Genomic DNA, 23,237 nt, shown 5'->3' on the forward strand with positions numbered 1-23,237 from the left:
CGGCACGCCATGAATTTTTCCGCCCTGTCGATCCGCAACCCGGTCCCGGCGATCCTGCTCTTCATCCTGCTCAGCCTGGCCGGCCTGCTGGCCTTCAAGAGCACCGGCGTGCAGGACTTTCCGGACATCGAGCTGCCGGTGGTCACTGTCAAGGCCAGCCTGCCCGGCGCCGCCCCCGGTACGCTGGAGACCGAGGTCGCCCGCAAGCTCGAGAACAGCATCGCGACCCTCGCCCAGATCAAGCGCATGCACACCACCATCCTCGACGGCGAGGTCACGGTGGCCATCGAATTCGAGCTGGAGAAGAACGCCAACGAGGCCGAGACCGAAGTCCGCGCCGCGGTCAGCCGGGTGCGCGCCGACCTGCCCGCCGACGTGCGCGACCCGGTGGTCGCCAAGATCGTCACCGCCGGCCGGCCCCTCGGCGCATGGACGATCCGCGCCGACACCCACGACGAGGAATCCCTCAGCTGGCTGGTGGACGACACGGTCACCCGGCGCCTGCTGGCGGTCAAGGGCGTCGGCGCGGTGAAGCGCCTCGGCGGCGTCACCCGGGAGGTGCGTATCGAACTCGACGCGGAGCGGATGGCCGCCCTCAGCGTCAGCGCCGCCGACGTGTCCCGCCAGCTGCGCCGCGCCCAGCAGGAAGCCCCCGGCGGCCGCGGCGACGTGGGCGGCGGCGAGCAGGCCGTACGCACCATCGCCACCGTGGCCAGCGCCCGCGAGCTGGGCGCCATCGATATCCCGCTGTCCGAAGGACGCAGCGTGCGCCTGGACCGCATCGCCAAAATCACCGACACCATCGCCGAGCGCCGTTCCGTAGCCCTCTTCGACGGCCAGCCGGTGGTCGGCTTCGAAGTTTCGCGCACCAAGGGTGCCAGCGAGATCACCGTTGCCGACGGCGTCGCCAAGGCCATCGCCGAACTGGAAGCCGCCCATCCCGGCGTGCATTTCGCCCACGCCTACAACAACGTCGCCCCGGTGCAGGAGAACTTCGACGGCTCCATGCAGCTCCTCTACGAAGGGGCGCTGCTGGCGGTGCTGGTGGTGTGGTGGTTCCTGCGCGACTGGCGTGCCACCCTGGTCGCCGCGCTGGCCCTGCCCTTGTCGGTGATCCCGACCTTCCTCGGCATGGCCTGGTTCGGCTTCACCCTCAACACCGTCACGCTGCTGTCGCTGGCGCTGGTGGTCGGCATCCTGGTGGATGACGCGATCGTCGAGATCGAGAACATCGCCCGCCACCTGCGCATGGGCAAGACGCCGCTGCAGGCCGCCATGGAGGCCGCCGACGAGATCGGCATGGCGGTCATCGCCACCACCTTCGCACTGGTCGCGGTGTTCCTGCCCACCGCCTTCATGGCCGGCATCGCCGGCAAGTTCTTCAAGCAGTTCGGATGGACTGCGGTGCTAGCCATCCTCGCCTCGCTGGTCGTCGCCCGCCTGCTGACGCCGATGATGGCGGCCTACTTCCTGAAGCCCGTGGCCCATGGCGAGGTGCCTGAGCGCCGCCTGATGCGCGGCTACATGGCATCGATGGAGTGGTGCCTGCGCCACCGCTTCCTGACCCTGCTCGGCGCGGTCGCCTTCCTGGTCGGCTCGGTAATGCTGATCCCGCTGCTGCCGACCGGCTTCGTGCCGCCCGCCGACCGCGCCCAGACGCTAGTCAACGTGGAGCTCCCACCCGGCAGCACGCTGAAGGAAACCTGGACTGCCGCCGAGCAGGCCCGCCAGGCCCTTGCCGTGATGCCCGACGTGAAGGCCGTGCTCAGCTCGGTAGGCGGCGGTGCGGCCGGCGACGGCTTCAACCCCGGCGCCGCCGCCGAGGTGCGCCGCGCCGTGCTCACGGTGACCCTCAGCCACCGCACCCAGCGCCATCGCAACCAGCAGGCCGTCGAGATGGAAATGCGCCAGCGCCTCGCCGTGCTGCCCGGCATGCGCATCACCGTCGGGCCGGCCGACTCGGGCGTCAAGATGCTGCTGGTGCTGAAGAGCGACGACCCAGCCACGCTGGCCGTCGCCGCCCAGGCCGCCACCCGTGACCTTCGCACGCTGCAGGGCATCGGCAACATCACCTCCAGCGCCAGCCTGGTGCGCCCGGAAGTGGTGATCCGCCCCGATTTCGCCCGCGCCGCCGACCTGGGCGTCACCGCCGAGGCCATCGCCGACACGATCCGCATCGCCACTGCCGGCGACTACGACGTCGGCCTCGCCAAACTCAACCTGGAGCGCCGCCAGGTGCCGATCCGTGTGCGCCTGCCGGACATCGAGCGAGCCGACCTGGCCGCCATCGGCCGCCTGCAGGTGCCTGGCCGGAACGGCCCGGTGTTCCTCGTCAACGTGGCGGACATCGCGATGGACAGCGGCCCGGCCCAGGTGAACCGCCTCGACCGTAGCCGCAACGTGACCCTCGAGGTGGAACTCGGCCAGCGCGAACTCGGCTCGGTGTACAAGGAAGCCCTGGCCCTGCCCGGCCTGGCCAAGCTGCCGCCCGGCGTGACGCTGGCCGACTCCGGGGACACCGAGGTCATGCAGGAGCTGTTCGGCAGCTTCGGGCTGGCGATGGGCATCGGCGTGCTGTGCATCTACATGGTACTGGTACTGCTGTTCGGCGGCTTCACGCAGCCGGTGACCATCCTGGCGGCCCTGCCGCTGGCCATCGGCGGCGCCTTCGTGGCGCTGCTGGTCACCCACAACAGCTTCTCGATGCCGTCCCTGATCGGCCTCCTGATGTTGATGGGCATCGTCACCAAGAACTCCATCCTGCTCGTCGAATACGCCATCGAGGCCCGCCACGGCCGCAGCGGCACGCCGCTCAGCCGCCACGACGCACTGGTGGACGCCTGCCGCAAGCGCGCCCGTCCGATCGTCATGACCTCGCTGGCGATGGGCGCCGGCATGCTGCCGATCGCCCTCGGCCTCGGCGCCGACCCGAGCTTCCGCGCGCCGATGGCCACCGCAGTGATCGGCGGCCTGATCAGCTCGACGCTGCTGAGCCTGCTGGTGGTACCCGCCGTGTACACCTACGTGGACGACCTGGAAGCCTGGCTGGCCCGCGTCCTGCGCCGTTCCGCGCCCACCGCGCAGCCAGAATGAATTGCCACGGACTTCGATTGGGATTAGCCTAAGCCCGGAACAAGTGGCCACAACAAGCCCTCCAAGCTGCTTACCAATCTTCAATAACGCCATTCATTGGGAGAAAACCATGAGCGACGCACAAGTAACCAAGGACAAACTCGTCACCGATTTCAAGGCAGTAGTGGCCGACACCGAAGAACTGCTCAAGCTGACCGCCGGCCAGGCCGGCGACAAGGTCGCGGACGTCCGTGCCCGCCTCGGCGACCGCCTCACCAGCGCCAAGTACAAACTGCAAGACCTCGAAGCCGCTGTCGTGCAGAAGACCAAGGCCGCTGCCCGCGCCACCGACGACTACGTGCATGACAATCCCTGGAAGGCCGTCGGTGTCGCCGCTGGCGTCGGCTTCCTGCTGGGCCTGCTGGTCAATCGCCGCTAAACCCGGTTGCGCATGAGCGATTCCTCGCCCTCGCGCCTCGGCGAGTCCCTGAAGGGCCTCGCCGATTCGGGTCTGGCCACCGTCCAGACCCGTCTCGAACTCTTCGCCGTCGAGCTGAAGGAAGAGAAGCTGCGCGCCGGCAGCTTCCTTTTCGACACCGTGCTCGCCGCGCTCTTCATCGGCTTCGGCTTCGTCTTCCTGCTGGCCTTCCTGACCGTGCTGCTGTGGGACAGCCACCGCCTGCTGGCTCTCGGCCTCGCCACCACCGGGCTGTTCGCCGCCGGCGTGTGGGCCGCCACCCGGGCCGCTGCGCGGCTGCGTGCCGGCTCGCGCCTGTTCGCCTCCAGCCTGGCCGAACTGGCCCAGGACCGGGAAGCCCTGCGGCCGAAAGAATGAACCCCGAACTCGTCGAACTCGCGCTGCGCAAGCAGCGCCTGCAGATCCGCTGCAGCGAACAACGCGACGCGCTGATCCACCACGCCCAGGCCTTCACACCGGTACTGCACGGCATCGACCGTATCGGCGACGGTCTGCGCTGGGCCCGCCACAACGCTCCGCTGCTGAGCGGCCTTGCGGTGTTCACGCTGGTCGTCCGCCCCCGTGCAGCAATCCGCTGGGCCCGCCGTGGCTGGCTCGGCTGGCAGCTGCTGCGTCGCGTCCGCAACCTGATCCCCTGACTGCCCCTCCATTGCCATGACCACCACCGTCGACCTCGAGGAAATCCGCCGGGCCCGCGAAGAAGCCGATTGCCTGTGCACACCGGCCGAAGTGGACGCCGCCCTCAACCAGCTCGCCGCCGACATCACCGTCCGCCTGCAGGACAAGAACCCGCTGGTCTATGTGGTGATGAACGGCGGCCTGATCCTCGCCGGCCGCCTGCTGCCACGCCTGCCCTTCCCGCTGGAACTGGCTTACCTGCACGCCACCCGCTACGGCCACGCGCTGCAGGGCACCCTGCTCGACTGGCGCGTGCGCCCGACCCAAGACCTGCGCGACCGCACGGTGCTGGTGCTCGACGACATCCTCGACGAAGGCCACACGCTGGCCGCGATCATCGACTACCTGAAGCAGGAAGGTGCCCGCGAGGTGCACTCGGCAGTGCTGGTGCACAAGGTTCACGATCGCAAGGCCTACCCCGGCATGCGCGCCGATTTCACCGGCCTCGACGTAGCCGACCGCTTCCTCTTCGGCGGCGGTATGGACTACAAGGGCTACTGGCGCAACGCACCGGGCATCTACGCGCTGAAGGGCCACTGACCCCCCAACCGGGCGGCGCCCAGCCCGCCCCCCGCGGCGGGCAAGGGGAAATCTGGAACGGCCCGGGCTTTCCTTCAGAACCCCGGCCTCAGCCCCCCTTCACCAGCCCCGCCATCGCACGGCGCCAGCCCTCGGCGGCCTCCGGGCCGGCCTCGGCGAAAACCTTCTCCAGCATCTCCATCTGCGTTCCCGACAGCTGCGCCTCCAGCGCCGCACCTTCGGCAGTCAGCTGCAAGCGCTTCACGCGCCGGTCGTTGTCTGCTGCCGCAGTCCCCACCAGGCCATCGTCCACCAGCTGGCGCAGCGGCGCATGCAGCGCTTGCTTGCTGACGCCCAGCGTGGTCAGCAGCGCATTCACGGCGATCCCCGGATTACGCCCGACGAAATACAGGATGCGGTGATGCACGCGGCCAAGGCCGCGCTGGGCCAGGATGTCGTCCGGCGGCGCGGTGAAGGCCCGGTAGGCGAAATAAAACAGTTCGATGGCCTCGCGGAGCTCAGCCTGGCGATTTAGGTCAATCATGTTGACATTATTCCGGAAGAAGCTCAGGATTTATAGGTCAATATTATTGACTTAATTCTTTCTGGAGACTTCCATGCCGACCACCCCCACCCCGCGCCTGCCAACCTCCCTTTCCGCCCGTGTGCACGATCTGCACCCGTCGCCGATCCGGGAGATCCTGGCCGTCGTAGGGCGTCCCGGCATGATCTCCTTCGCTGGCGGACTGCCGGCCGCCGAGACCTTTCCCGAACTCGGCCTCGCCGCGCCTGCCGCGGCGCTGCAATACGGCGCCAGCGAAGGCGATCCGCAACTACGCACGCGCATCGCCGAAGAACTCGGCCGCCGCGGTCTCGACTGTGGCCCGGAGCGCATCATCGTGCTGTCGGGCTCTCAGCAGGGCATCGACCTGGTCGGCAAGCTGTTCGTCGATACGGGCACGCCGGTGGCCGTCGAATCGCCTACGTACCTGGCCGCGCTGCAGGTGTTCCGCTTTTTCGGCGCGCGCTTCGTGCCCTTCGCGGCAGCCGAGGTCAACACCGCCGCCTTCCGCGCCAGCAAACCGGCACTGGCCTACGCCATCCCGACCTTCCAGAACCCCACCGGGTATTGCTACAGCGCCGCCGAACGGCAGGCGCTCGCCACGGCCTGCGGCGAAGCCGGCGTGCCGCTGTTCGAGGACGATCCCTATCGCGACCTGGTCTACGACACCTGCGAACGGCGCCCGGTGTGTGCATCGCTGACGGACAGCCCATGGATCTACCAAGGCTCCTTCTCGAAGAGCCTGGCGCCGGGCCTGCGCCTGGGCTTCCTGGCGGCCTCTGCGGACCTGTTCCCCTACCTGGTGCGCCTCAAACAAGCCGCCGACCTGCACAGCAACCGCCTCAGCCAATGGCTGGTACTGCAGCAGCTCGAATCGCCGACGCGGGCCGAACGCCTCGCCGGGCTGGCCGATTTCTACCGCCACAAACGCGACCTGTTTGCCGCGGCGCTGGAACGCCATTTCGGCGCACTGGCGAGCTGGAGCGTGCCCAAGGGCGGCTTGTTCTTCTGGCTGCAGCTGAAACGCCGCATCGACACCCGCAAACTGCTGCCGCTAGCCATCGAAGAAAGCGTCGCCTTCATGCCCGGCGAGGCCTTCTATCCGGACGCGCCGGAGGCCACCGGCACGCTGCGCCTCAACTTCAGCCACGCCAGCGAGGATGAGATCGACCGCGGACTTGCCCGGCTGGCCGCGCTGATCGCCCGCCAGCCAGCCTGACAAGGCAGTCAGGCGCCGAACAGTGCGGCGACAGCAGCCGGATTGGACGGGAAATAGAAATGCACGTAGGAGGCGGTCACCCGGCCCAGCCGGTAGATCGCCTCACCGTCCTTGCCGCCGCGCAGGCTGCTGGCGCGGGTCAAGGGCTGCAGCGGCGTCTCGCTCTTCGAGTAATGGAAGGTGTGGCCGGTGAGCCGCCCTTCCGGCAACTCCGCCACCTGCGTGCCGAGGGCCGCCAGCCGCGCCTGCATGCGCGTGTGGCCGGGCAGCACACCCGAGCCCAGGAAGGTTGCGCCTTCCTTGTTGGTGATGGTCTCGAACAGGCTCATCATGCCGCCGCATTCGGCCAGCAGCGGCTTGCCGGCCGCCACGTGGGCATGCAGGTCGGCCTGCCAGCGCACGTTGGCGGCGAGCGCCTCGGCGTGCAGTTCGGGATAACCGCCGGGCAGCCACACGGCGTCGCAGTCCGGCAAGGCATCGCCGGCCAGCGGCGAGAAGAAGCTCACTTCGGCGCCGAGCTCCGCCAGCGTATCCAGGTTGGCCGGGTAGATGAAACCGAAAGCCGCGTCGCGGGCGACGGCGATGCGCCGGCCGCGCAGGGCTGCCTCCACCAGCGGACGCTCGACCACCGGAAAACTCACCGGCGGCGGCAGATCCGCCGCGCCGGTGCGCGCCAGGTGGTCGGCCAGGCGATCGAGGCGCGCGTCCAGGTCGGCAATCTCGGCCGCCTGCAACAGGCCCAGATGGCGTTCCGGCAGCGCGGCGTCGGCATCCCGCGGCAACGCGCCGTACCACGCGATGCCGGGCCCCAGGCTGTCCTGCAACAGCTTGGCGTGGCCCTCGCTGCCCACGTGGTTGGCCAGCACACCGGAGAACGGCAAATCCGGCTGCCAGGTGGCGAGGCCATGCACCAGCGCGCCGAAAGTCTGCGCCATTGCCTTGGCATCGATCACCGCCATCACCGGAATGCCGAAGCGACGCGCGATGTCGGCGCCGGACGGCGCGCCGTCGAAGAGGCCCATGACCCCCTCGACGAGGATCAGGTCGGCCTCCTGCGCGGCCGCGTGCAGACGCCAGGCGGCGTCTTCCGCGCCACACATGCCCAGGTCCAGGTTGTACACCGGCGCCCCACTGGCCACCGCGTGGATCTGCGGATCGAGGAAGTCCGGACCGCACTTGAACACCCGCACCTTGCGCCCCTGGCGGGTATGCAGGCGGGCCAGCGCGGCGGTGACGGTGGTCTTGCCCTGGCCGGAAGCCTGGGCCGCGACGAACAGGGCCGGACAGGCGGCCCTGCTCATTCCTTCACCTCCGGGTGGAACCAGGCCAGACGCGACTGCAGGCTGACCACGTCGCCAACGATGGTCAGCGCTGGCGGCGTGATGCCGGCTTCCTTCACCGCCGCTGCCAGGCCGGCCAGATCGGACGTCACCACCCGCTGGGCCTTGGTCGTGCCACGCCGCACTACCGCCGCCGGCGTCGTCGCCGGCAGGCCGTGGGCGACCAGCTGGGCGCAGATCGTCGCCAGTTGGGTGATGCCCATGTAGAACACCAGGGTCTGCTTGCGGCGGGCGAGCATTTCCCAGTCCAGGTCCACCGAGCCGTCCTTGAGGTGGCCGGTGACGAAGATGCACGATTGGGCAAAATCCCGGTGGGTCAGCGGAATCCCCGCGTAGGCGCCGATGCCGGCCGCCGCGGTGATGCCGGGGATCACCTCGAAGGGCACGCCGGCCTTCACCAGCTCTTCCACTTCCTCGCCGCCGCGCCCGAAGATGAAGGGATCGCCGCCCTTCAGGCGCACGACGCGCTTGCCTTCCTGGGCCAGGCGCACCAGCAGTGCATTGATGCCTTCCTGCGGCAGCGCATGGTTGGAGGCCTTCTTGCCCACGTAGATGCGTTCGATGGTGGTCGGCACGCAGTCGAGCACTTCCTTGCTGACGAGGTTGTCATAGACCAGCACATCCGCCTCCAGCAACAGGCGGAAGGCACGCAGCGTCAGCAGTTCCGGGTCGCCAGGGCCGGCGCCGACCAGATAGACCCAGCCCGGCTTGGCCGGAGAACGTTCGCGGGGAAGAGAGTCAGCAGGCACGTCAGCGCTCCACGGTGGAAAGTCTCAGGATAGGGCCGGCTTGCGCCACAAGGCCAGACGCACCGGTGCGCTGGGCGTGAAACGCAGGCGCCCGGCCACCGTCTCGCCGCTGGACAGGCTCAGTTCCTGCCAGGCTTCGGCAGGTACCTCGGTGGCGAAAGCCAGCAGGTCGCCGCGGGCCTGGTCGTCCTCGGCGCTGGCCACCAGGCGTCCACCCGGCGCCAGACGCGCCCACGCAGCGGCCAGCCAGTCGCCAAGCCCCACACCGCCGCGGATGAACACCGCTTCCGGCGCCGGCCATTCGCGGCAGCGCAGCGGCGACGCGCTGCCGATCGCCGACAGGTTGTCACCCACCCCGGCCAGCGGAATGCTCACGCCCAACAGGCTCGGCTCCATGCCCACTGCACGCACCCGCGCCGTCGGCACCGCCCGCGCCCATTCGAGGGCCAGGCTGGCCTCGCCGTCGGAGATCGCCCAGCCGGTTTCCCAGGCTGCCGGCTGCAGCCAGGCCAGTGCCAGCGTGCGCACCGCCAGCGGCAGCGCAGCGGGCGCCCCTTCGCCGAGGGCCGCATCGGACAGCCCCGGCAACTCGGCGAACAGCCCGTTCGACGGTCCAGTCGCGATGATCAGCACAGCCCGCGGATCAAAGGTCTCGCGCAGCTCGACCAGCTCGGAGGCCAGCCAGGCCCGAGCCTGCAGTTGCCCCGAAAAGAATTCGCAGACCCACACCCGTGCACCGGCAAAGCCACTGTCGAGCAGCAGGCGCGCCACCGCCACTGGCGCCGCGGCGTCGGCCAGCGGCAGGGCCAGCAGACGATGGGCGCGCAACTGGCCACGCAGCGTCGCCAGCGGCGCCCGGCGCAAGTCCACCACCGATACGATCTCCGCCGACAGTCCCAGTGCGGCGCAGGCCGCCTGCACGCGCCCGACACCGGGCAGCACGCGCACATGGGCCGGGCCCAGTTCGGCCAGCAGTTCGGCGGCCGGGCCATCGCCGGCACCGTCGCCAGTGACCACCAGCACACTGCCGGCATGGCCGACGGCGCGCACGTCGATGTGGGCCGATTCGGCGGCGCACAGCTGCTGCGGCACATTCAGTTCGAGGCCAGCCAGGCGGTCCAGCGCATCGGCGGTGCCCAGCACGACCCTCGCATTGCGCAGCGCCGTCAGCGCCTCGGTGGACAGCACCGGCGGCACGTCCAGGCCCAGGCTGACGACGGTCAGCGGGGCCGGTTCGGCGACAGCGGGTTCGGGTTCGACCGCGGCCTCGCCATCGACGGCCAGCAGCGCCTCGACGGCTTCGGCGTCGACGGGCATAGGCGTTGCGCCCACTGCTTCGGCGGGCACATCCACCACCTCGGCCACCGGCTCATCGGACTCGCCTTGTGGCAGCGCTTCACCAGCCTGTTCCCGACGTTCCCCCTGACCGTTCCGTTCGCCACGGCCGCGCCGGCGCTTGCGCTTGCGCCGCGGACCGGCGGGCGCATCGGCCGCTTCACCGTCGGCGGCCGGCTGCAGGTCGTCGGATTCGTCAGCGGCGTCTTCGACCGCATCCACCGTTTCGGCGGCAGAGTCCTGTACCGGCTCCTGTACTGGCGCAGGCACGGCCTCGATCAGCTGCGGCTGCTCCTGCGACGTCACGGTTTCGACGATGGGAGCGGGGATGACGGGCGCTTCCACAACGGGCGCCTCGGCAACCGGCTCCGGCTCGACCGCCGGCGCTGGCACGTCGGCAACGGCTTCCACCGCCGCGAAGAGATCCGGAGTCGTCTCCACGACGACGGCCGCCTCGGCCTTCGGCTTGCGCGGCGCACGCTTGGCGCGGGGCTTGGCCGGCTTCTTGGCAGCAGGCGCCTCGGTCTCAGCCTCTACCACGACGGGAGCTGCCTCGGCGGTGGGAACGGCTTCGGCCACGACTTCGGCTTTCTTGCGCGAGGTCCGGGCGGGAGCCTTGCGGCGGGCCGGCTTGGCGGGCACCTCCGCGTCCGCCGGCACGGCCGGCGGCTCGAAATTCTGTTCTTCGCTCATGTTCTGGCGGCCGCGTCGATGCACGACCGGAAAAACGGGGGACGCAGGATAGCACGAAGCCATTTACGGCCGCGGACGGGGACAACAAGCGTCGCAGAATCGACTAAAGTTCAGCCACGGCAATGCCGTTTCAGCGCGGGACATCATGATATTCCGATGTCTGAACAACACACTAGCGGAGACATAATGAAAACCAAACCCGTCCTTGCCCTGGCCCTCGCGGCCTTGATCAGCAACACCCCGGCGCTGGCCGACGACCACGGCGGCCCGGTTGCCCCCAAGCCCTACACCACTGGTGCTACCCTCACCAAGGCCGTGCAGGCCAGCATCACGCCGGACAAGGCGCTGGAGATCCTGAAAGCCGGCAACGCCCGCTTCGCCGCCGACAAGCCCCTCAAGCGCAATCTCAAGGCACGGGTCCAGGCCACGGCGCTCGGCCAGTTCCCCTTCGCCAGCGTGGTCGGCTGCATCGACTCCCGCGCCGCGCCGGAGGTGGTCTTCGACCAGAGCGTCGGCGACATCTTCGCCGCCCGCGTGGCCGGCAACACGGTCAATGAGGACATCCTCGGCAGTCTCGAATACGCCTCCAAGGTGGCCGGCTCGCGCCTGGTGGTGGTCCTCGGCCACACCGGCTGCGGCGCCATCAAGGGCGCCTGCGACGACGTACAGATGGGCAACCTGACCAGCCTGCTGGCCAAGTTCAAGCCGGCCGTTGCTGCCGCGTCCACGCCCGGCGAACACAGCTCCCACAATCACGCCCTGGTGAATGAGGTGACCGAGCTCAACGTGAAGCAGGTCGTCCAGCGCATCCGCGACCAGAGCCCGATCCTCAAGGGCCTGGAAGACGAGGGCAAGATCAGGATCGTCGGCGCCCTCTACGACACCAGCAACGGCAAGGTGACCTGGTACTGAGCCAGCCGCAGCGCAGCCATGGGGATCCACTGCAGATCCCCGGCGCCATGTGACGAGGCCCGCTTGCGCGGGCCTCGTCGTTTCAGCGGAGCAAAAAACAGCTTACAGCAGCACGCGCTCGATGCCGCCGCTGTTGGCCTTGGCCACGTAGTCGGCCATCCAGTTCTCGCCGAGGATATGTTTGGCCATCTCGACGACGATGTAGTCGGCATCCACGCCGCCGGCATCGTTGGCGTAGCGCGACAGGCCCTGCAGGCAGGCCGGGCAGGACGTCAGGATCTTCACCTGGGCGGTGGCGTCGGCGCCGCGCAGCTTCTCGGCTCCCTTCTCGATCTCCTCCTGCTTGCGGAAGCGCACCTGCGTCGAGATGTCCGGGCGGGCCACCGCCAGCGTGCCGGATTCGCCGCAGCAGCGATCGGACAGGTCCACCCGCGTCCCCATCAGCTCGTTGGCCACCTTGATGCCGGAATGGACCTTCATCGGGGTGTGGCAGGGCTCGTGGTACATGTAGCGGGTACCGGTGATGCCGTCGAGCTTGAGGCCCTTCTCCATCAGGTACTCATGGATGTCGAGCAGGCGGCAGCCCGGGAAGATCTTCTCGAACTGGTATTTCTGCAACTGGTCCATGCAGGTGCCGCAGGACACGATCACCGTCTTGATGTCGAGATAGTTGAGCGTGTTGGCGACCCGGTGGAACAGCACCCGGTTGTCGGTGGTGATCTGCTGCCCCTTGTCGTCCTCGCCCGCGGAACTCTGCGGATAGCCGCAGCACAGGTAGCCCGGCGGCAGCACGGTGGTGGCACCGACCTGGTAGAGCATCGCCTGGGTGGCCAGGCCGACCTGGCTGAACAGACGCTCGGAACCGCAGCCCGGGAAGTAGAACACCGCGTCCGACTCATCGCGCTTGACCTGCGGGTTGCGGATCACCGGGACGATGGTGTCATCCTCGATGTCCAGCAGCGCGCGGGACGTGCGCTTGGGCAGTCCGCCCGGCATCGGCTTGTTGATGAAGTGGATCACCTGGGCCTTGATGGTCGGCTTGCCGAGGGTTGCCGGCGGATGCTGGACCTGGTCCTGGATCAGGCCGAGGGACTTGCCGACCGCGTGGCCGAGGCGCTGGGCCTTGTAGCCGAGGCCGATCATGCCGGCGCGGATGGTCTTGATCGTCGCCGGATCGGTGGCGGTCAGGAAGGCCATCGCCGCGGCCTTGCCGGGGCTGAAGGACTTCTTGCCCTGCTCGCGCAGCAGGTTGCGCATCTTGATCGACACGTCGCCGAAGTCGATGTCCACCGGACACGGCTTCTCGCACTTGTGGCACACCGTGCAGTGGTCGGCCACGTCCTCGAACTCGGCCCAGTGGGCCAGGGACACACCGCGGCGGGTCTGCTCCTCGTACAGGAAGGCCTCGATCAGCAGCGAGGTGCTGAGGATCTTGTTGCGCGGGCTGTACAGCAGGTTGGCGCGCGGCACGTGGGTCGAGCACACCGGCTTGCACTTGCCGCAGCGCAGGCAGTCCTTGATGTCATGGGAGATCTCGCCGATGGCGGTCTGCTCCATGATCAGGGACTCGTGGCCCATCAGGTTGAAGCTGGGCGTGTACGCGTTGTCGAGGTTGCCACCGCGCATCAGCTTGCCGCGGTTGAAGCGGCCTTCCGGGTCCACCTTCTTCTTGTAGTCCCAGAAGTTGGCCATCTCGGCGTCGGTCAGGTAGTCGAGCTTGGTGATGCCGATACCGTGCTCGCCGGAGATCACGCCATCCAGCGAACGCGCCAGCTCCATGATGCGGTCGACGGCCTTGTTGGCGGTCTGCAGCATCTCGTAGTTGTCGGAGTTCACCGGGATGTTGGTGTGCACGTTGCCGTCGCCGGCGTGCATGTGCAGCGCCACGAAGACGCGGCCGCGCAGCACCTGCTTGTGCAGCTTCGTGATGCCCTCGCGCACCGGGCCGAACAGCTGGCCGTCGAAGATCTTGTCGAGGCGCGGCTTGAGTTCGTTCTTCCAGCTGGTGCGGACCGAGTAGTCCTGCAGGCGGTGGAACAGCTTCGGGTTGGCGGCGCGGTTGCTCAGCTCGCCGGCTACGATGCCATAAGACACGAAGCTCGGCTCGGCCAGCTCCAGCGGCGTGTCGAGGTTGTCGAGCAGCCATTCCCAACGCAGGCGCACCGCCTCCACGTAGTTGAGGGCGGCCTCGCGGCGATCGCCGATCAGCTCGTCGCGGGAGATCGTCGCATCGCCGGTATCCAGCGGCAGCTCGCCCTGCAGGTAGTCCTTCAGCGCGTCGCACAAGGCCAGCTTGTTCTGCGTGGACAGCTCGATGTTGATGCGCTCGATGCCATCGCAGTAGTCGCCCATCCGCGGCAGTGGGATCACCACGTCCTCGTTCACCTTGAAGGCGTTGGTGTGGCGGGAGATCGCCGCGGTGCGCGAGCGGTCGAGCCAGAACTTCTTGCGCTGCTCGGGGCTGACCGCGATGAAGCCTTCGGCGCCGCGGGTGTTGGTCATGCGGATCACTTCGGAGGCGGCGGTCATCACCGCCGCTTCATCGTGGCCGACGATGTCGCCGATCAGCACCATCTTGGGCCGCCCGTGGCGCTTGGCCTTGGTGGTGTAGCCCACCGCCTTCACGTAGCGCTCGTCCAGGTGCTCCAGGCCGGCCAGCAGCACGCCGGCGTCGTTGCCGGCACCGCCCGGCTTGAAGTAGTCGGTGATCTCGACGATCGCCGGCACTGCCTCGCGAACCTGGCCGAAGAACTCCAGGCACACCGTACGGGTCACCGGCGGCATCTTGTGCAGCACCCAGCGCGACGCCACGATCAGGCCGTCGGTGCCTTCCTTCTGCACGCCCGGCACGCCACCGAGGAACTTGTCGGTGACGTCCTTGCCGAGGCCGTCCTTGCGGCAGGCGGCGCCCGGCATCGTCAGGATCTCTTCGGAGAGCGGCTTGTAGTTCTTGGCGTCGAAGCGCTTCAGGCGGAACTGGACGGTTTCCTGTTCGTGGATCTTGCCGAAATTGTGGTTGAGGCGCTCCACCTCCAGCCAGTTGCCATCCGGCGTGACCATCTTCCACCAGGCCAGGTTGTCCAGCGCGGTGCCCCACAGCACGGCCTTCTTGCCGCCGGCGTTCATGGCGATGTTGCCGCCGATGCACGAGGCGCTGGCCGAGGTCGGGTCCACCGCGAACACACGGCCGGCCAGGGACGCAGCTTCCGACACCCGGTCGGTGACGACGCCGGCGCCGGTGCGGATGGTCGCGTAGGGCTCGGTGTGGCCGGGCAACACCACGTCCTCGACCGGGCCCATCGAGATCAGCTTCTCGGTGTTGATGACCACCGACTTCGCGTCCAACGGCACGGCGCCGCCGGTGTAGCCAGTGCCGCCTCCACGCGGAATGATGGTCAGGCCGAGCTCGATACAGCTCTTCACCAGCGGCGCCATCTCCTCCTCGGTGTCCGGATAGAGGACCACGAAGGGGTACTCGACGCGCCAGTCGGTGGCATCCGTCACGTGGGACACGCGGGCATGGCCGTCGAAGCAGATGTTGTCCTTGCGGGTATGGCGGGCCAGCTCGTGGCGCACCTTCTTGCGCAGCTCGGCGGTGTCGTCGAACAGCTTGGCGAAGCGGTCCACCGCGGCGTTGGCGGCCTGCACCAGGCTCGCCACCTTGACGCTGCGCTCCGGATCCTCGTCGCTGGACTCCTCGCGACGCTTCTCCACCTCGTGCAGGCGGTGGCGCAAGGCACCGATCAGCGCACCGAGGCGATCCCGGTTGTCGAGCAGATCGTCCTGCAAATAAGGATTGCGCTGGACGACCCACACATCTCCGAGCACCTCGTAGAGCATCCGCGCAGAGCGGCCGGTGACACGCTCGGTGCGCAGGTCATCCAGCGTCCGCCAGGCCTCGGGGCCGAGCAGGCGAATGACGATCTCGCGATCCGAGAACGACGTGTAGTTGTAGGGAATTTCGCGCAGGCGTTGGGTCATGGAACACACCGGAACCGACAGGGGAACTGCCAATTGTATCCAATGGAAAGCAACGCCGGGGCGTCAAATCAATACCTTAACGCCTGTGGGGCCATTGCCTGGCGGCCTGCCGGCCACAACCGCCCCCCTGAAAAACGACGAGGCCGGCGCCCAACCGCCGGCCTCGATCGTCGCTTCTGCAATTGCGGATATCAGATTGCGCACCGGCCGCGATACCGGGTTGCCATCAGCAGCACCAGGCCGACTCCCAGCAGCGCCACCGTACCCGGCTCCGGGATGCCCAGCGCCGACAGCGCCAGCACGCCGGCACGGACCTGGACGATCTGCGTCGGGTGAATCTCATCGGCGAACACCGAGTCACCGCACGCTGGCGCGCCCGACGCAAAGCACGGGTAGAGCGCATTGCTGAGGCCAAAACGCTGACCACCGGAATTGGTATCGGCGACGACGTCCTCGAGCATGCTGAACAGGTCGACCTCAGCGACATTCACCGCGAAGATCTGGCGCAGGTTGTCGAGTGCCGTGTCGAGCAGTGCATCGTAGTACTGGCTGACTTCCGTCGCCGCGCCACCCTTGCCGCCGAGGTTCATCTCGGGCGTCAGACCGAGATCCGTGACATTGGCGATCAGGAAATTGCGCGCACCGCTACTGATCAGATAGCCCAGCGACGTGCTCAGATTGCCGAGCACCGCATCGGCCACCGATTGACGGTAAGCGACGTCGGCCGCCGAACTGCCGCTATTGGTACGCACCGCGTCGAGCAGATCGTTGGAACCGATGCCGATCACGTAAAGAGCATTTGGATCCGCCACCCCGCCGGTCGTCGGCGCCCATTGTCCGAACACCTGGGCCAGCAGGCCGGTACCGGGCCCCGCATGGCCGTTCGTGCCGGACAGGGCGCCACCCCACGCGTAGTTATTACCGCCTTGCCGCCAGGCCGTGGAATCGGCAGGCAGTCCCAGCCCCGCCGCAACCCTCTCGGTCCATACCGGTCCGTCGGAGAAGCGGCCCTGGTAGTAGGGCGGCGGCGGGTAGGTTCCATTGGTCGCCGAATAAACGTTACCCGTATCGGACAGGCTGTCGCCGAAGAAATAAACGCTGGAATAGCTCGCTTCGGCGGCGAAAGCCGCCGTCGTCAGACACAGGGCGGCAAGGCCGCGGGACAGTCGCTTGGACCAGGACATGGGGTTCCCCTCATTGGTTCGAGTTTTTGGTGGAAAACCGGTGTCGCTGGAGCTTGGCAGGGACATCGACCGAAAAACCGCCACCAGCCTTTCCACGCCGCGAAACCGGGCGACGCGATGCCAAGCAAATAAAATACCAAGCGTGAAAAAATCCCTTTACATCAAACGTTCACATCTCCTTCAACAATCATTCTCAATTAATTCCTTAAGCATATGTAAGATTTCCCGACACCATTCAACCGACGGCGCCCGGCTCAGCAGGCCGCCTGTACCGCCACCTCGATCCGCCAGCCCGGCTTGGCCAGACGGACCACCTGCACACAGGCGCGGACCGGCGCCGTGCCCGGCGGCAGCCAGGCATCCCACACTGCGTTCACCGCGTCGTAATCGGCCATGTCCACCAGGTACAGGGTCGCCATCAGCAGGCGACCCTTGCCACTACCCGCCTGGGCGAGCAGGTTTTCGAGGCTGGCCAGCATCGCCGCGGTCTGCGCCGTGATGTCGGCGTGTTCGTCAGGCGGCACTTCGACGCAATGAACGACGCCGTTGTGGATCGTGTAGTCGGAATAGCGCGGCGTGGTGCCGGCACGCTGGATCGGGGTCATGGAAAGCTCCGCAGGGTCAAAGGATGCAATGTTGCAGCGCGGCGCCTCCGGCTGCTACCCTTTGTTGCTTCCCCCAGCCGAAGCAAAGGTCTTGTGTCATGAGCGCGCAGCATCCGGACTACCTCCAGAAGATCCTTACCGCCCAGGTCTACGACGTCGCGATCGAGACGCCCCTCGACCCGGCGCCCAACCTGTCGGCGCGAATTCACAACAGGATCTTCCTGAAGCGCGAGGACATGCAGCCGGTGTTCAGCTTCAAGCTGCGCGGTGCCTACAACAAGATGGCCAGCCTCAGCCCGGCGGCCCTCAAGCGCGGCGTGATCTGCGCCTCCGCCGGCAACCACGCCCAGGGCGTCGCCCTGTCGGCCAAGAAGCTCGGCACGCGGGCGGTCATCGTGATGCCCACCACTACGCCGGCGATCAAGATCGACGCGGTCAAACGCCACGGTGGCGAAGTAGTGCTGGCCGGCGAGAGCTATTCCGACGCCTACGGCCACGCCAAGGAACTCGAAAAGGCCGAGAAGCTGACCTTCGTCCACCCCTACGACGACGTGGAAGTGATCGCCGGCCAGGGCACCATCGGCATGGAGATCCTGCGCCAGCACCCCAAGCCCATCCAGGCAATCTTCTGTGCGGTCGGCGGGGGCGGCCTGCTCGCCGGCGTCGCTGCCTACGTCAAGCGGGTGCGCCCCGAAATCAAGGTCATCGGCGTCGAAACCGTCGACTCCGATGCCATGGCACGCTCCCTCGCCGGCACCGAGCGCGTTACTCTCGACAGCGTCGGCCTCTTCGCGGACGGTACCGCCGTCAAGCAGGTCGGCGTCGAAACGCTGCGCGTATGCCGGGAGTATGTGGATGAGATCATCCTGGTGGATAACGACGCCATCTGCGCCGCCATCAAGGACGTCTTCGAAGACACCCGTTCGATTCTGGAACCCTCCGGCGCACTGGCCCTGGCAGGCGCCAAGGAATACGCCAAGCGCCACGCGCTGAAGGACAAGACCCTGGTCGCGGTGGCCTCCGGCGCCAACATGAACTTCGACCGCCTGCGCTTCGTCGCCGAAAGGGCCGAGGTCGGCGAGCAGCGCGAGGCCGTGCTGGCCGTCACCATCCCGGAGAAGCCCGGCTCGTTCAAGAAGTTCTGCAACCTGCTCGGCAACCGCAACATCACCGAATTCAACTACCGCTACGCGGATGCGCAGAAAGCCCACATCTTCGTCGGTGTCGGCGTACACAACCGGGTCGAGGGCGGACGCATCACCGAGCTGCTGCAGCGCCACGACCTGCCCTGTCTCGACCTGACCGACGACGAGATGGCCAAGAGCCATATCCGCTACATGGTCGGCGGCCACGCCCCGCAGGCGGACAACGAGGTGCTGTACCGCTTCGTGTTCCCCGAGCGCCCGGGCGCACTGCTCAACTTCCTCGAGACCCTGCGCTCAGACTGGAACATCAGCCTGTTCCACTACCGCAACCACGGCGCCGACTTCGGCCGCGTACTGGTCGGCATGCAGGTGCCGCCGTCGGACCGGGAGGCCTTCCAGGGCTTCCTGGCGCGGCTCGGCTACGAGTACGTGGACGAAACCGCCAACCCGGTCTACCGGATGTTCCTCGGCTGAAAATCCCCGGGCCCGCCGGGTTCCGGCACATCCGCGCCAGCCCCGAAAAGGGGCTGGCCCGCGATGTCCTGCTAATCGCCGCCGACGGCCAGATGCTCGCAATGCCAGTCCAACGCCTGGCGGATACCCGTTTCGAAGGGCGTGGCCGGCGTCCAGCGCAGACGCGCCGCCGCCTTTTCCGTCGAATAGATGAAGCAGTGGCCGAATGACTTGACCACCGCCGTAGTGATCAGCGGCTCGCCGCCGATGCCGATTTTGGACAGCCCCTCGAGCAGCGCCGCCAGCCCATACATCAGCCAGTACGGCAGCTTCACCACCCGGTACTTGAGCCCGAAGCGCTCGGCGATGCGCGCGCACAGGTCGAGCATGCCGGCCTGGGTTTCGGCGTCGAGGATGAGGAAGTCCTCGTTGTCGGCGGCGGGACTCGCCAGCGCCTGCAGCATCGCATCGACCAGATCCTCGACATAGATGAAGCCCAGCGGATTGTTGGGACTCCACAGCGGCAGGAAGCCGCTCTCGAGCTGCTCCAGCACCGAAGGCAGCAAAGCCCGGTCGCCCGGCCCATACACCCAGCCCGGATAGATGATCGTCGATACCAGCCCGCGGGCTTGGTAGTCCTTCACGACCTGCGTGCCGGCGATCTTGGTGTCCGCGTATTTCTCGTTCCAGGCCGCATGTGGCGTGGCCTCGGTGACGACCTCCCCGGCCTTCGGCAGGCCGAACACATCGGCGGTGCTGACGTAGACGAACTTGGCGACGCCATGCCGCAAGGCCAGTTCGCACATGTTCTCGGTGCCGCTCACATTGGCCGCCCGGTAGGCATCCCAGGAGGCTTCGGTGCTGACCATCGCCGCAACGTGGAACACGTAGCGCACCCCATCGAAGGCCGCGTCGAGGGATTCCTTGACGGCGATGTCACCTTCGACGATCTCCAGCCGGCCGTTCGCCGACGCCTCCAGCCCGAGTTCCTTCAGCACCGGGTTGTTCGCATTGCGGACCAGGATCCGCACCCGGTAGCCCTCCCGCAGCAAGCGCCGGGCCAGCGCTCCGCCGACGAAGCCGGTGGCACCGGTCACCAGCGCAAGAGTGTTTTCGACAGGCTCCAAGGCTTACTCCCAGGTTGTGGTTTGCATTCGATCAAGCCTGCGCCGATTGCGTCCGGCCCTTTTCAGGCGCCGGCTCGGTCAGCCGGACACCGAGGAACAGGGACTTCATCGTGTAGTCCTCCATCAGGCCCAGCGGCCCCTTGTCGGGCACATCGTCCGAATCGATGTAGGTGCCGAACAGGTGGTCCCAGATCGAGAAATAGAAGCCGTAATTGGAATTCCCGTAGGCCATGTCCCGGTGGTGATGGATGAAGTGCATCCGCGGCGTGACCAGGAACCACTCCAACTGCCGCACGAAGGGCAGGCGCAGGTTCGAATGGGTCAGGTGCTCGCTGGCCATCTGGATGAACAGCAGGATGAAGAAGGCCGTGTGGCTTTCCGTCAGCAGGAAGAGCGGCGCCATCAGCGCACCGGGCGCCAGGATGAAGACCATGTCCATCGGCGTTCCGCGCATCCCCGAAAACCAGTTCAGGCTGCGGGCGGAGTGATGCATCGCGTGGATGCGCCACACCGCGCTGGAGTGCATCAGCCGATGGGCCCAGTAGCCGAGGAAATCGGTGGTGATCAGATAGACCAGGACCTGCGTCGTCACGCTCCAGCCGGCAACCGCCTGCCGCGCCGGGGCGGCCCACGCGTAGAGGCCATTCGCCACGGCATTCAGGGCCGGCCCGAAGATCACATCCACCGCGCCCCCCAGGGCCAGCGCGACGGCCAGGAACCAGCGGTCGAAGGGTTCCACGGGCTGCGGCCCGTATTCATCCATCGGGAAACGCCGGGCAAGCGCCCAGACGATGATCCCCAGCACGATGAAGGCGAGCAGTCTCAGCAACTCTTCAGGCATCTTCAGCTCATGCTTCCTTCACGAAGATCAACCAGGCGGCGCCCGTTTCAGTGCATCACCGACTTGGAAAACAGGTTGAGGACCAGTGCCCCCGCGGTGATCAGGCCGATCCCGATCACCGCGGCCAGATCGAGCTTCTGGTCGTACAGCAGCCAGCCGGCCACCGAAATCAGCACCACGCCCACGCCGGACCAGATCGCATAGGCCACGCCGAGATTGATGACCTGGATGGTCAGCGACAGGAAATAGAAGGCCGACGCGTAACCGAGCACGACGATCACCGACGGGATCAGGTGCGTGAAGCCCTCCGACGCCTTCAGCGCCGAAGTCGCCAGAACCTCCGAAACGATCGCAATCCCAAGAAAAACCCAGTTCATCCAAGCCCTCTACATCAATCGGGATGCTTCTCGGCAACCAGCCGATCGAGCAGGTCCATCGCCTCCCGGCTACCCGCCTCCATGCTCTCCAGCCCATCGACGATCGCCGCCTGCAGCGCGGCGTCGTTCTGCCAATCCTGGTCGATCTGCGCCATTACCTGATGGGCGCCGTCATGGACCCGGGCATGGGGCTGCTCCAGGCGGCGATAAGAGGGAAGCGTACCGAAGCTTTCTTGCCCCTCCCTGTCATACCAGGTGCCGAGGCGGCACTGATGGTGATCCAGGGCCACCGCCCGCACCGCCTCCGCTTCGCAAGTCCCGTTGAGGGCCAGGTAGGTACGCTGCTTGTAGACCATGTGGTCGAGCTTGAAGAGGGTCACCAGGCTCTTGTCGTGCACCCGCACCGACTCCTGCTCGGTTTGCCGCGCCGCTGCAGCGAAGCGGCCGAAGGTCTGGGTCAGCTCGCCGACCACCACCGACGAGCGGGCCGTGATCTCGCGCATCTCCCGCGCATCCTCCTGCATCGCCTCGCCGTCGCTGATCAACCCGCGCATCACCTCGCCGATGGCCTGGGACGCGCTGCGGGTCTTCTCCGCCAGCTTGCGCACCTCGTCGGCCACCACCGCGAAGCCGCGGCCCGATTCGCCGGCCCGTGCCGCCTCGATGGCCGCGTTGAGGGCCAGCAAGTTGGTCTGGTCGGAAATCTCGGTGATCAGCGTCACCGCCTGGCTGACCTCCTTGCTGCGCGCATTGAGGCCACCGATGGCGTCCGCCACGTGCACGATGCGCTCGCTGATGCCCGACAGCTGGCTGACCACCTCGGCCACCGCGTGCTGGTTCTCCGCCGCTTCGCTGGCCGTTTCGGTGGCGGCCGTCGCAGCCTTGCGCATCTGCGTGGTGACTTCCAGCAGGTCGGCCTGGTTACCGGTCAGGTTGGCGATCAGGTTGCCGGCGTTGAGCAGGCCGGCATTGCTGAGCACCCGGTTGCGGGCCTGATCGCGCAGGTGCGAGGACATGTTGGTGAGCAGCGTGTTGTGGGTCTCCATCGCCTCGAACAGGCTGCCGTGCAGGCCCGCCGACTGGGCGAGGCGGCTGTAGCGGCCTTCCATCTGGGCCCGGAAGGAAGAGTCGGCCTCGCGGAAATAGGCTTCCAGCTGGTCGAGCATGTCGTTCAGCGCCCAGATCAGGCGGCCGACTTCGTCCTTGTCCGACACTCCGGTAACGCGATCGACGAAATGCCCGCGGCCGATCTTCTCGGCCAGCTCCACCGCCGACTGCAGCGGCGCCAGCGAGCGGCGGAACTGCCACTGCCCCCACACCGTCAGGCCCACGCCGAGCACCAGGAAGACCAGCAGCGCCGGGTGGAAGCCGGTGATGAAGAACACCGTCAGCAGGGTCGCCAGCAGCAGCGCCGACTGCCCCCAGCCCACCAGGGACAGCTTAGAGTGCAAGGACGAACTGCTCATAGCTCTTTCCATTCAAGACTTCAGTCAGTACCGCCGTCCCGGCGGCGATCGCATCCCGCGCACCGGCCCGGTTCTCGGCGGCCAGCATCTCCTTGTACAGCCCGGCGGCAGCGCGGATCGCCTCGGCCCGCGGCTTGCGGCGCACCGAGGTGTAGCTGACGATCCGCCGCGCTGCATCGTAGTCCGGCGTCACCGTCGCCAGCACCCAGTAGAAACTGCCGTCCTTGGCCATGTTCTTCACGTAGGCGATGAACTCCTGCCCCGCAGCGATGCTGTCCCACAGCAACTTGAAGGCGCTGCGCGGCATGTCCGGATGGCGGATGATGTTGTGCTGGCGGCCAAGGAGTTCCACCTCGCTGTAGCCCGACAGCGCAATGAAGATCCGGTTGGCGTAGAGGATGCGCCCCTTCGGATCGGTCTTCGAAACGATGAAATCCTGCTCGCCCAGCGAACGTTCGCTGCTGGTCGGCGTCACACGCGGCTTCATGGCCTGGCACTGCC

Annotated in this window: 20 protein-coding genes; 8 read left to right on the forward strand and 12 right to left on the reverse strand. The window is 67.2% G+C overall.

What is annotated here, in order from left to right:
- Positions 1–9 precede the first annotated feature (9 nt).
- The 5 genes from AC1PQG_RS24230 to AC1PQG_RS24250 all read left to right on the forward strand — a co-directional run bounded on the left by AC1PQG_RS24230 (position 10) and on the right by AC1PQG_RS24250 (position 4,768).
- Entirely contained in the window at positions 10–3,093 is a 3,084-nt protein-coding gene (locus AC1PQG_RS24230; RefSeq protein WP_481120290.1) for an efflux RND transporter permease subunit, read from the forward strand.
- Between the two features lie 109 nt (positions 3,094–3,202).
- The gene (locus AC1PQG_RS24235) at positions 3,203–3,511 is read left to right on the forward strand and encodes an ElaB/YgaM/YqjD family protein (RefSeq protein WP_079434566.1); all 309 of its coding nucleotides are present in this window, start codon (positions 3,203–3,205) and stop codon (positions 3,509–3,511) included.
- A gap of 12 nt (positions 3,512–3,523) precedes the next feature.
- Positions 3,524–3,907: a phage holin family protein gene (locus AC1PQG_RS24240; RefSeq protein WP_481120291.1), complete on the forward strand. Its 384-nt coding sequence runs from the start codon at positions 3,524–3,526 to the stop codon at positions 3,905–3,907.
- Positions 3,904–4,188: a YqjK-like family protein gene (locus tag AC1PQG_RS24245; protein WP_481120292.1), complete on the forward strand. Its 285-nt coding sequence runs from the start codon at positions 3,904–3,906 to the stop codon at positions 4,186–4,188. The genes AC1PQG_RS24240 and AC1PQG_RS24245 overlap by 4 nt, the downstream gene beginning before the upstream one ends.
- Before the next feature lie 16 nt (positions 4,189–4,204).
- Positions 4,205–4,768: a hypoxanthine-guanine phosphoribosyltransferase gene (locus AC1PQG_RS24250; protein ID WP_374480565.1), complete on the forward strand. Its 564-nt coding sequence runs from the start codon at positions 4,205–4,207 to the stop codon at positions 4,766–4,768.
- An 88-nt stretch (positions 4,769–4,856) separates the two neighbouring features.
- Here the strand turns inward: AC1PQG_RS24250 and AC1PQG_RS24255 are convergent, their stop codons facing one another.
- On the reverse strand, positions 4,857–5,291 hold the full coding sequence (locus AC1PQG_RS24255) for a MarR family winged helix-turn-helix transcriptional regulator (RefSeq protein WP_481120293.1): 435 nt from the start codon (positions 5,289–5,291) through the stop codon (positions 4,857–4,859).
- A 73-nt stretch (positions 5,292–5,364) separates the two neighbouring features.
- Here AC1PQG_RS24255 and AC1PQG_RS24260 point away from each other — a divergent pair, with 73 nt between their 5' ends.
- The gene (locus tag AC1PQG_RS24260; RefSeq protein WP_481120294.1) at positions 5,365–6,528 is read left to right on the forward strand and encodes an aminotransferase-like domain-containing protein; all 1,164 of its coding nucleotides are present in this window, start codon (positions 5,365–5,367) and stop codon (positions 6,526–6,528) included.
- 8 nt (positions 6,529–6,536) lie between these two features.
- On the opposite strand, the gene AC1PQG_RS24265 is transcribed toward AC1PQG_RS24260, so the two are convergent.
- The 3 genes from AC1PQG_RS24265 to AC1PQG_RS24275 are packed head-to-tail and all read right to left on the reverse strand — an operon-like array spanning position 6,537 to position 10,645.
- Positions 6,537–7,829, reverse strand: coding sequence for a cobyrinic acid a,c-diamide synthase CobB (locus AC1PQG_RS24265; RefSeq protein ID WP_481120295.1), 1,293 nt, complete (start codon positions 7,827–7,829; stop codon positions 6,537–6,539).
- Complete coding sequence (cobA, locus tag AC1PQG_RS24270; RefSeq protein WP_481120296.1) at positions 7,826–8,617, reverse strand: uroporphyrinogen-III C-methyltransferase; 792 nt, start codon at positions 8,615–8,617, stop codon at positions 7,826–7,828. Before cobA ends, AC1PQG_RS24265 begins: the two co-directional genes overlap by 4 nt.
- Positions 8,618–8,641: 24 nt before the next feature.
- Positions 8,642–10,645, reverse strand: coding sequence for an SAM-dependent methyltransferase (locus AC1PQG_RS24275; protein ID WP_481120297.1), 2,004 nt, complete (start codon positions 10,643–10,645; stop codon positions 8,642–8,644).
- 186 nt (positions 10,646–10,831) lie between these two features.
- Here AC1PQG_RS24275 and AC1PQG_RS24280 point away from each other — a divergent pair, with 186 nt between their 5' ends.
- Complete coding sequence (locus tag AC1PQG_RS24280; protein WP_481120298.1) at positions 10,832–11,557, forward strand: carbonic anhydrase family protein; 726 nt, start codon at positions 10,832–10,834, stop codon at positions 11,555–11,557.
- 102 nt (positions 11,558–11,659) lie between these two features.
- Here AC1PQG_RS24280 and AC1PQG_RS24285 read toward each other — a convergent pair whose 3' ends face one another.
- The 3 genes from AC1PQG_RS24285 to AC1PQG_RS24295 all read right to left on the reverse strand — a co-directional run bounded on the left by AC1PQG_RS24285 (position 11,660) and on the right by AC1PQG_RS24295 (position 17,327).
- A complete protein-coding gene (locus AC1PQG_RS24285; protein ID WP_481120299.1) occupies positions 11,660–15,538 on the reverse strand; it encodes a DUF3683 domain-containing protein in 3,879 nt (1,292 codons plus the stop codon).
- A 191-nt stretch (positions 15,539–15,729) separates the two neighbouring features.
- A complete protein-coding gene (locus AC1PQG_RS24290; RefSeq protein WP_481120300.1) occupies positions 15,730–16,722 on the reverse strand; it encodes an SGNH/GDSL hydrolase family protein in 993 nt (330 codons plus the stop codon).
- A gap of 254 nt (positions 16,723–16,976) precedes the next feature.
- Positions 16,977–17,327, reverse strand: a complete 351-nt coding sequence (locus tag AC1PQG_RS24295; protein ID WP_481120301.1) for a RidA family protein — start codon at positions 17,325–17,327, stop codon at positions 16,977–16,979.
- A 98-nt stretch (positions 17,328–17,425) separates the two neighbouring features.
- On the opposite strand from AC1PQG_RS24295, the gene ilvA reads away from it, so the two are divergent.
- On the forward strand, positions 17,426–18,946 hold the full coding sequence (gene ilvA / locus AC1PQG_RS24300; protein WP_481120302.1) for a threonine ammonia-lyase, biosynthetic: 1,521 nt from the start codon (positions 17,426–17,428) through the stop codon (positions 18,944–18,946).
- Positions 18,947–19,017: 71 nt separating this feature from the next.
- Here ilvA and AC1PQG_RS24305 read toward each other — a convergent pair whose 3' ends face one another.
- The 5 genes from AC1PQG_RS24305 to AC1PQG_RS24325 are packed head-to-tail and all read right to left on the reverse strand — an operon-like array spanning position 19,018 to position 23,223.
- Positions 19,018–20,052 (reverse strand): NAD-dependent epimerase/dehydratase family protein, encoded by a 1,035-nt coding sequence (locus tag AC1PQG_RS24305; RefSeq protein WP_481120303.1) that lies wholly within the window; start codon positions 20,050–20,052, stop codon positions 19,018–19,020.
- Positions 20,053–20,083: 31 nt separating this feature from the next.
- Positions 20,084–20,893 (reverse strand): sterol desaturase family protein, encoded by an 810-nt coding sequence (locus AC1PQG_RS24310; RefSeq protein WP_481120304.1) that lies wholly within the window; start codon positions 20,891–20,893, stop codon positions 20,084–20,086.
- 47 nt (positions 20,894–20,940) lie between these two features.
- On the reverse strand, positions 20,941–21,270 hold the full coding sequence (locus AC1PQG_RS24315) for an SMR family transporter (RefSeq protein ID WP_481120305.1): 330 nt from the start codon (positions 21,268–21,270) through the stop codon (positions 20,941–20,943).
- A 14-nt stretch (positions 21,271–21,284) separates the two neighbouring features.
- The gene (locus AC1PQG_RS24320) at positions 21,285–22,736 is read right to left on the reverse strand and encodes a methyl-accepting chemotaxis protein (RefSeq protein WP_481120306.1); all 1,452 of its coding nucleotides are present in this window, start codon (positions 22,734–22,736) and stop codon (positions 21,285–21,287) included.
- Positions 22,711–23,223, reverse strand: a complete 513-nt coding sequence (locus tag AC1PQG_RS24325) for a PAS domain-containing protein (protein ID WP_481120307.1) — start codon at positions 23,221–23,223, stop codon at positions 22,711–22,713. The genes AC1PQG_RS24320 and AC1PQG_RS24325 overlap by 26 nt, the downstream gene beginning before the upstream one ends.
- Between the last annotated feature and the right edge of the window lie 14 nt (positions 23,224–23,237).

The organism is Zoogloea sp. GDB6 (assembly GCF_056724105.1).